The sequence below is a fragment of the Mycobacterium sp. genome (assembly GCF_032159775.1).
In the GTDB taxonomy this organism is placed as follows: domain Bacteria; phylum Actinomycetota; class Actinomycetes; order Mycobacteriales; family Mycobacteriaceae; genus Mycobacterium.
Map to the genome: position 1 here is coordinate 41,725 of NZ_JAVHWK010000109.1, position 9,176 is coordinate 50,900.

General features: G+C 62.7%; 7 protein-coding genes and 1 pseudogene. 7 read left to right on the forward strand and 1 reads right to left on the reverse strand.

Annotation, left to right across the window (positions count from 1 at the left end):
• The first annotated feature begins 10 nt into the window (after positions 1-10).
• From QOJ24_RS12405 to QOJ24_RS12425, 5 genes are all read left to right on the forward strand, one after another.
• Entirely contained in the window at positions 11-703 is a 693-nt protein-coding gene (locus QOJ24_RS12405; RefSeq protein WP_526261530.1) for a thioesterase II family protein, read from the forward strand.
• A 5-nt stretch (positions 704-708) separates the two neighbouring features.
• A complete protein-coding gene (locus tag QOJ24_RS12410; protein ID WP_526261532.1) occupies positions 709-3,192 on the forward strand; it encodes an MMPL family transporter in 2,484 nt (827 codons plus the stop codon).
• A 227-nt stretch (positions 3,193-3,419) separates the two neighbouring features.
• Entirely contained in the window at positions 3,420-4,865 is a 1,446-nt protein-coding gene (locus tag QOJ24_RS12415; RefSeq protein WP_526261534.1) for a glycosyltransferase family protein, read from the forward strand.
• Between the two features lie 22 nt (positions 4,866-4,887).
• Positions 4,888-5,916, forward strand: coding sequence for a glycosyltransferase family 4 protein (locus QOJ24_RS12420; protein WP_526261546.1), 1,029 nt, complete (start codon positions 4,888-4,890; stop codon positions 5,914-5,916).
• Positions 5,917-5,964: 48 nt separating this feature from the next.
• Positions 5,965-7,626 (forward strand): acetolactate synthase large subunit, encoded by a 1,662-nt coding sequence (locus QOJ24_RS12425; RefSeq protein ID WP_526261536.1) that lies wholly within the window; start codon positions 5,965-5,967, stop codon positions 7,624-7,626.
• Between the two features lie 108 nt (positions 7,627-7,734).
• Here the strand turns inward: QOJ24_RS12425 and QOJ24_RS12430 are convergent, their stop codons facing one another.
• Positions 7,735-8,223 (reverse strand): hypothetical protein, encoded by a 489-nt coding sequence (locus QOJ24_RS12430; protein ID WP_526261538.1) that lies wholly within the window; start codon positions 8,221-8,223, stop codon positions 7,735-7,737.
• 224 nt (positions 8,224-8,447) lie between these two features.
• Here QOJ24_RS12430 and QOJ24_RS12435 point away from each other — a divergent pair, with 224 nt between their 5' ends.
• Together QOJ24_RS12435 and QOJ24_RS12440 are read left to right on the forward strand one after the other, a co-directional pair.
• Complete coding sequence (locus QOJ24_RS12435; RefSeq protein WP_526261540.1) at positions 8,448-8,978, forward strand: hypothetical protein; 531 nt, start codon at positions 8,448-8,450, stop codon at positions 8,976-8,978.
• Positions 8,959-9,176: pseudogene (locus QOJ24_RS12440) on the forward strand (hypothetical protein); the annotation flags it as partial. The gene QOJ24_RS12435 and the pseudogene QOJ24_RS12440, both read left to right, overlap by 20 nt.

Consider the following 9,176-nt stretch of genomic DNA (forward strand, 5'->3'; position numbering starts at 1 on the left):
CGCACAAACCATGCGGTTGTTCTGCTTCCCTCACGCCGGCGGTGCCGCGGCGATGTTCAACGCCTGGAATAAGGGCCTCGGTCCGCGAGTCGACGTCGTTCCGGTGGAGATTCCCAACCGCGAGCGATTCGCCACCCTGCGCCAGATCGTGGAGGAGGCGAATGATCAACTGCGACCGACACTCGACGGTCCGCACGTGTTCTTCGGCCACAGCTTTGGCGCGCTGTTCGCATACAGGCTGGCGTGTCTGCGCGCGGCATCGGGTTATCCTCTGCCACGCGCACTAATTGTGTCTTCTTTTGCGCCACCGCATCTTCCGGCACCGGTCCCAGCCGTCGACCACCTCGACGATCACCAGCTGACGGCGCTGTTATCCCATCTGGGCGGCATTCCGCCCGAGCTCACCGAATGGCCGGCTCTTCGTGACAACGCCGTCGCGGCGGCTCGAATCGACCTGCGGTTGTGCACGACAGACGAGGAAGCCGAACCAGTGGCGCTACCCTGCCCGATTCACGCCTTCGGTGGCAGCGACGACCCGTTGGTGACCGAATCCGATTTGCACGAATGGCGTTCGCGGACAACCGGCGCGTTCTCGGTGCACGTGCTGCGGGGCGATCACTTCTATCTCAGTGACGGACCGCAATTGTTCGCCACTCTTCTCCCACTGCTGAACAGACTCCGGCACGTGAGCGAAAAATGCTGAGCCAGTTGGCCGTTTTCACAGTGCGGCGGCCCAAGCTGGTCCTGATCGCCGTCCTGGCCCTACTCGCCATCAGCATCGTATTCGGCGGCACGGTGACCGAGAAACTCGGCGTCGGCGGATTCGTCGACCCGGCCGCGGAGTCGTCACAGGTTGCTGACTACCTCGACCAGAGCTTTCCCACAACGCCGAACCTCGTGTTGGAGGTCATCGCACGCGCCGGGGTCCTCGACGATCCTGCCGTCGCGGGCGCCGCGGAGGGGGTGCGGCAGCTCGTCAAGGCCGAGCCGTCGGCGCAGGTGGTCGGATCGTTCAGCCAGCAAGCCGCAGCCGATCTACGCGGTACGGACGGACGTTCCGGTGTCATCCTCGTGCACGTGGGCGGGACCCTTGACGAAGCCACGAAGACGTCGATTCGGATCATCGACAATTTGCCCGCCGACGACCCGGCGGTCGAAGTGCGCGCAGGCGGCCCGCTCGGCGTGTCAGTGGAGATCGAGGACCGGGTCGGTCACGATCTCGTCATCAGCGAGAGCGTTGCGCTGCCCATCCTGCTCGCCGTCCTGCTGATCGTCTTCGGCGGTCTCGTTGCCGCGTTTCTGCCCCTGGCGATCGGCATCACGTCGATCGTCATGACTCTGCTGGTGCTGTCGATCATGGTCACCGTCTCCGATGTGTCGGTGCACGCGCTCACGGTCGCAACGGCGTTCGGCCTCGGGTTGTCCATCGACTTTGGATTGCTGATGGTGTCGCGATTCCGTGAAGAACGCGACAAGGGCAAAGACCATGAGGCGGCCATCGTCGCGACCGTCACGACCGCAGGTCGGACAATCATCTTCAGCGCGGCGACGGTCACCTTGGCCATGTCCGGACTTCTGGTGTTCCCCCTCTACTTCCTTCGCTCGACCGCCCTTACTGCTAGCGCCGTCGTGATCCTGTCAGCGCTCAGCGCCATCGTGGTGTTGCCGGCGCTGCTGGCTCTGCTCGGAAAGCGGATCGACTCGCTCGCGTTAATCCGCCGAAAGGTTCCACTCTCAGCGGATTCGGCCTTTTGGCGACGGTGTGCCGAGGCGGTCACGAAGAGGCCACTGCTGTGCGCCCTTCCGGTGATTGCGGTGCTGCTGGTGCTCGGCATTCCCTTCGTTGGCGTGCAGCTCGCGATGCCCGATGAACGGGCATTGCCGTCCGACTCCAACGCTCGGTTGGTGACTGAATCGCTACGTCAGAATTACCCGGCAGACAACTCGCAGGCCGTAACACTGCTGTCCCGCAACGACACCCGGGCACTCGATGACCTTGTCGGACCGGTGTCGTCGATCGACGGTGTGGTCCGGGTGATTGCGGCCAGCGGCACCTATGAGCGCGGCAAGCTCACCGCCGGACCGACGCCAGGATTTGAAAACGACGGCGCTGCCTACGGACTGGTGTATCTGTCCGCACCCGCTCAGACGGATGCCGCGCAGCAGGTGGTACACGCCATCCGCGCGAAGATCGTCGACCAGCAAGTCGAAGTGGGCGGTCCGACCGCCACGCTCATCGACACCAGCGCGGCCGTCGGCAACCGGCTTCCGGTAGCCATTCTCCTGATCGCCCTGGCCACGTTCGTGCTGCTGTTCCTGTTCACGGGCAGCATCGTCGTGCCGATCAAGGCACTCGTCCTGAACCTGCTGATGCTGAGCGCGGTACTCGGCACAATGGTCTGGATCTTCCAGCACGGACACCTGGCGCACATACTCGGAGTCACTCCAGCGCCGCTGAACCTGTCCATGGTCGTCTTGCTCTGTTGTATCGCGTTCAGCTTGTCCGTCGATTACGAGATCTTTCTGCTCAGCCGAATCAAAGAAGCCCGCGATTCGGGGCTGTCGAACAACGATGCCATCGTCGTCGGACTGGGCCGGGTAGGCCGGATCATCAGCAGTGCCGCACTCCTGCTCACCATCACGTTGTTGTCCTTCGCCAACGGTCTGTCGTTCATGAAGATGTTCGGCATCGGCACCGCGTTGGCCATCGTCATTGACGCCACCGTGATCCGCGGAGTCGTGGTTCCCGCGTTTCTGCGCGTCGCGGGCGACCTCAACTGGTGGGCGCCACGGTCGTTGAAGTGGCTGCACGCACGCATCGGCTTCAGCGAAGCTCCCAGCCACACCGAGATCCCACCACAGGCACCTGAGCAAGACGAGGTGACGCAGCGGCTCCAACCGATCCAGGCACCCGAACCCGACACCGTCCGGTACCCAAGGCCGACCACCCGGCAAGACGAAGAGACACAACGACTCCCAACTATCCACGCGCCCGAACCCGACACCGTCCGGCACCCAAGGCCGACCACCCGGCAAGACGAAGAGACACAGCGACTCCGGCCGATCGACGCGCCCGAACCGGACACCGTCCGGCATGCGACGCCCGGGGTAACGGACGATGTCGCCGCTGACCCGGGTAGCAGCGACCAGTTTTCCGACGACACCACGATCCGACAACGTCCACGCCACTGATACGTCACGCGTGAAGACAACTCCCGGTTCGCAGTACCGGCGCAACCTCCGATGCCGCGCGAATATGAGCCCGTGGCGGCAATTCAACCGGCTGCGACTTCTGCAAACCCGTGTTCCGAATGGTTCAGGTCTGTCACGCTTCGTGCGGGAGGAGGTCTGATGCGCTTCAGCCGTACCGTCGTTAGCCGCATCGGGAACGCGCTGCTAGCCGTGAGAGGTGAGTCGGGGTGAAGATCGGGCTCGTTTCTGGCGATGGCCTGCCTGTATCGGGACTGCTGACGGTGTTTCGCAACGTGTTTCACCTCGGACAGTCGATGGAACTCTTCGACGATGTGGTCGTCGCTGATCTCGGGTTCTCATGGCGATCGGACAAAGCGCGATTCTTTCCGAACGGTCCGAATCCTCACCGATATCCGCGGTGGCTCAGACCAACGATCAACAGTTCGATCGCAGGTTTGAACTGTGCCGAGTTGTCGGTAGAGCTGGAGGACGTCCGACGATGCGTCGCCATATTCGATCAACTCGATGAACCCCAGCAGACGTCAACGGCGGACCGGATCGAAAACCTGCGAAAGGTGTACTTCGACCATTTTTCAACTTGGTTGGAGCGGCATGAGCCAGATTGGGTCTTCGCGATGAACCTCACTCTTCCGCACGCGGTGAGTGTCACCTCCGCGCTGTACATGGCCGCAGACCTTCATTTCTGCCGACGACCAGGTGGACTCGTGGTTTGGGACCATGATCTCTGTGGATCTAACGGGCGCTGGGACACCGCGATTGATCGACGGTTTTATCCGCGCGCCCCTAACGACGTGACGCCTCTGCCTGCCGACGCGCGGCACATCAAGTGGATCGTCGTTTCCAAAGCGCTTGCGCGGGAGGCCGAAAGCTACATCACCACAGCGCGCCCACAGATCCTCGCCAACATGCTGCCCTCCGTTCCACCGGGAATCGATCAACGACATCGTGAATTTGCACAGCAGTTCGACTTGAATCTCCAACGACCAATACTCGTGAGCCCGGTACGCATATACCGGGTGAAGGGCGTGAATCAGGCACTGCGATTTCACGCGGAAGTCGTAAGTGAATGCTCCCGCCGTTCCCGCCCTCCGCCCTACCTCCTCATTTTCGGCAGCCTGGATGAAGATCCGGCGTACGCAGAGGAGCTCGTCGCACTCCGCGACGAGCTTGGTACCGCGGAATACGTCCGATTCCTCGACGGCGTCCCTCTGGAGACGTTCCGGGAAGCGAACGGAGACTGGCGGTTAGATGAAGTCGATCTGTTGCGGCTGGCCCGGGTGACCAGCGGCGGTGTTGTCTTCACGCCTTCCGTCAGCGATTTCGAGACGGTCGGCCTGGGTCCCGGCTTGGCAGCTGCCGCGGAGATTCCCGCCGTTTCGACGAGATACAACGCCTTCGACGAGGTCTACGGTGCCGCCGGCGTGTCCTGCACCATGTTCGAGCCTGGCGGAAGTGGCATGAGCCAAGCGGCAACGGAGTTTGTCGACGTGCTGGCGAGATTTGCTCGTCAGGACGCGGTGCTGATCGCCGGCCTGAAACGGAACCGGCGAGCCGTAGAGTCACTGTTTCCGGCGGATCCCTGGAGGGCACTGCTCAAGTCGATGGACGGCGATATCGCCGCGTCGGGCGATGTTGTGGTGAAGAGCGAATGATGTGAACTCCGAACAACTACGAGTGGCTCTTGTCGCGCCACCCTATTTCGAGGTTCCGCCAAAGGATTACGGCGGAACCGAGACGGTCGTCGCGGATCTGGCCGATGGCCTTGTCGCGCGCGGCCACAACGTCTTCGTGCTCGGTGCGGGGCGATCCACGACGAACGCGCGGTTTGTCGCGGTATCTCCTCAGGCTGTGCCAGAACGACTCGGACAGGTTCGCCCCGAGATCGTGCACGCCATAGAAGTACGCCGGGCAATCGCGCGAATCGCAGACCGCGATGGCTTGGATATCGTTCATGACCACACCATGTCCGGCGCCCTCAATGCATCGGACTACGGCAGCCTCGGCGCCAAGACGGTATCCACACTGCACGCGACGATTGACGCAGACATGCGACGCTACTACGCGGCTCTCGGTCGCGACCTCGGCCTCGTGGCGATCAGCTCTCGTCAACGAATGTTGGCGCCAGATCTCAACTGGGTAGGGACCGTTCACCACGGCCTTCGTGTCACCGATTGGCCCTTTCGCGCGATAAAGGATGACTTTGCGCTGTTCCTTGGTCGCTTTTGTCCAGAGAAAGCGCCGCACTTGGCGTTGGATGCCGCTCACTTTGCGGGCATTCCCACAGTCCTCGCCGGAGCTTTTGTCGAACCGGCCGACCGCCCATATTTCGAGCAGCAGGTGCGGCCACGATTAACCGACAGCGACACGGTCATCGGGCCTATCGGCGGCCTGGCGAAGCGTGAACTTCTCGCTGCGGCGCGGTGCCTGTTGTTTCCGATCCGTTGGGAGGAGCCATTCGGGCTGGTGATGATCGAGGCGATGGCGACTGGCACACCCGTCGTGGCCCTACGGGCCGGCTCGGTCGCAGAGGTCGTCGTCGACGGCAAAACCGGGTACGTCTGCGACGAGCCGTCGGACCTCGGAGCCGCCTTGGAGGTTGTCGGCGATATCGATCCGGAGGCATGCCGATCTCATGTCCAGGAATGCTTCGGTTTGGACCGCATGGTTGCCGGTTACGAGGCGGTCTATGAAGGACTGAGCTGAAGCGCAGGATTCGAACTACACGGTGCTGCCGCGGCTACGCTCGGTTCTATGGGCGAACCGACTCGAACGACCGCGGAGCTTATCGTCGAGTGCCTGGAGAACGAGGGGGTCACGCACGTCTTCGGTATCCCAGGCGAGGAGAACATCCGCTTCACCGAGGCGGTGTCGAGATCGTCGATCGAATACGTGCTGACGCGTCACGAGCAGGGCGCCTCGTTCATGGCCGAGGTTTACGGTCGCCTGACCGGCCGCGCCGGCGTCTGCTCGGCGACCCTCGGCCCCGGAGCGATCAACCTACTGCTCGGCGTCGCAGACGCGACCACGAATTCGACTCCCCTGGTTGCTCTCTCGGCGCAAGTGGGAATGGGTCGCAGCTACAAGGAATCGCACCAGGGCATTGACCTCGTTTCGATGTTCGGGCCGGCAACGAAATGGTCTGCGCTTGTTGCGACACCGGGTTCAGTGCCGGAGATGTTCAGGAAGGCATTCAAGCTCGCGCAGACCGAGCGCCCTGGCGCCGTCTATCTTGCGGTACCAGAGGACGTCGAGGAGGCAGCAGCACCAGCGGATTCGAGCCCACTGCCGGTCAATGTGCCACGACCAGAAGATCCCTCTGCTGCACAGCTGGAGCGGGCTGCAGAGATTCTGGGCGGCGCCCAGAACCCCATCCTGCTGGCCGGTCACGGGGCTGCCCGTGGTGGAGCGGCTGAGGCGGTACGCCGATTCGCCGAGGCGCTCGATATCCCAGTGGCGACAACGTTTCACGGCAAAGGTGTCCTTTCGGACGACCATCGGCTCGCCCTCGGTGCGGTTGGCTTCATGCGCCACGATTACGTCAACTTCGGCTTCGACCGAGCCGACGTCATCGTCGCCGCCGGTTACGAGCTACAGGAGTTCGACCCGGTCCGGATCAATCCGGACGGCGATACCAAGATCATCCACATCCACCGATTTCCCGCTGAGGTGGATGCGCACTACGACGTCGCCGTCGGCTTGCTGGGCGACATCGGCGGAACCCTTGATGCCCTGGCAACCCGGGTCGCGCGGGATCATCGCTCCTCACCCGGTCATGACCGGATCCGCGAACTGCTCTTCGCCGAACTGGACGGCGGACGCGCAGACGACAGTTTCCCGTTGGCCCCCGCCCGCATCGTCGCCGACACGCGAGCAGCCATGAACAGAGATGACATCGTCCTGGTGGATACCGGCGCACTTAAGATGTGGATGGCCAGGCTGTATCCGACCTATGAGCCCAACACGTGCCTGATCTCCAACGGACTCTCGACCATGGCGTGGACGGTGCCGGGGGCGATCGCGGCCAAGATCGCCCGGCCTGCCGCGAAGGTGCTCGTCGCCACGGGCGACGGCGCATTCCTGATGAACTCGCAGGAGATCGAGACTGCCCTGCGACTCGGAACACCGATGGTGATCCTGATCTGGGACGACAAGTCCTATGGACTGATCAGCTGGAAGATGGACCTCGAGATCGGCCACAACGTGGAAACCCACTTCGGAAACCCCGACTTCGTCGCCTACGCCGAGAGTTTCGGCGCGAAGGGTTACCGGATCTCGGCCGCCGACGAACTGCTTCCGACACTGCGCACAGCGCTCGCAGATGACACCGTCAGTATCATCGCCTGCCCGGTCGACTACTCGGCCAACAGCGCCCTGATCGCCGCACTCGGCGATTTGGACGAGTCGCTGTCCTGACGAACCGCGCTGGCCCCAGCTACACCGAGATCCCATCTATGGCGACGGAGCAGGACGAGGACACGCGGCGGCTCCCACACATCCCGCGCGCGGCCAACCCGCCTGTCGCTAACTCAGCGCGACGTTCTTTTGAAAAGTATTGTCGGCAGACGCCGTTGCGGGGTTGCCGAAACCGCCCTCTGGGACAGACGGATCCCCATTGATTTTCGCGACCAGCTGGCCTGCGCCCGGCGCCGACCCCCGCCCCTGCACCACGATGTCGTAACGCATTTTCGCCAGAAGTTGGGGAGTTGTGCAGCGAACCGCCGCGTTGATGCCTGCATCGTGGCGGACCTCGCAATCGAGGCCACCGCTGGCCGTGACCTGGTCAGTCTGATCCAGTTGGCCCGCGAAGATGATGAAGATCTCAGCCGGTGCGCCGACGTCACCGTCATTGGTCGCGGAGACGTTGTAGGTTCCGCTCAAGCCGACCCGTAGCTGTTCCGGACCAGTTATGTAGACACTCAACTCGGGAGCAGCGAAGGCCACCGGTGCGGCGGCGAACCCGGCCGACAGCAACGCCATTCCCCCGGCAAGAGCCACAGACGTTTTCGGCAAACTGAGCAAGATAGCTACCATAGCAATTCTTTCTGATGGGAAATCGACCGTATCAGGGTCAATCTCCGCATGGCGCAATATGGCACCCGCCGCAGAATTAACACCGAAACCCGAAAAAAGTGCGCGTTATCCAGCCGGTGTCACAGTCCATTAACGGATTACTGATTACTGCCCACAATGCGGCGGAATGGTCTTCACTCGAATTCGGGTGTGAAGGAGCATCGATGTCCCTCGCCAAGTTCCTAGGGCTTGCCGCATCCGTGTGTGCCCTCGCCGTCGTTGCCGCCTGTAGCGGCGCCGGTCTACCCACGAACGGGGCCGCCAGCACCGCCGTCGGCCAGCCGAGCGTTCCCGGCCAACCGCGCAAGACCGATGCTCCGAACGTTCCGACTGCTCCGATATCGATTCCATCCACCAATGCGTGGCAAGGCAATCCGATCGATGAGGTCAGACACCGGGTGGAGCGTCTCGTCCGGACAGAATGCGCTAACGGCGAACTGTGCATCACCGTAACCGTCGCCATGGGCGACGACGACAGTTACGACCAGTGCCAGTTCGCCTCCACGCTGCCTGACACCAGCGACCCGATCACCCTCAAGCCTGGGTCGACGCTCACCCTGCTCACCGGAACGTGGCCTTGCGAAACGAGGTCATCGACTGAGCCAGAGCCGACCGAGTCCGAGTCTCAGCCGACGGAGTCCACGCCCGCGCCGACGGCCACCCAGACAGTGACGAATGTCAGACCACTCGGCTGAGCCGACGCCGGCGGCTTCGCCGTTCGCGGGCTTCTCCCGGCTCGTCCGGATCCTCGGTCAATTCATCGCACCGACGACCTTGCTTGCGGCATTGCTCTTCTACTTCGGCTGGGCCCACGTGTACTGGTTCTTCGACTACTTCGGCGTCGACTCGTCCGTGCTCGCGCCGAGCACCCGCGAATACGTCATTCGAAGCGT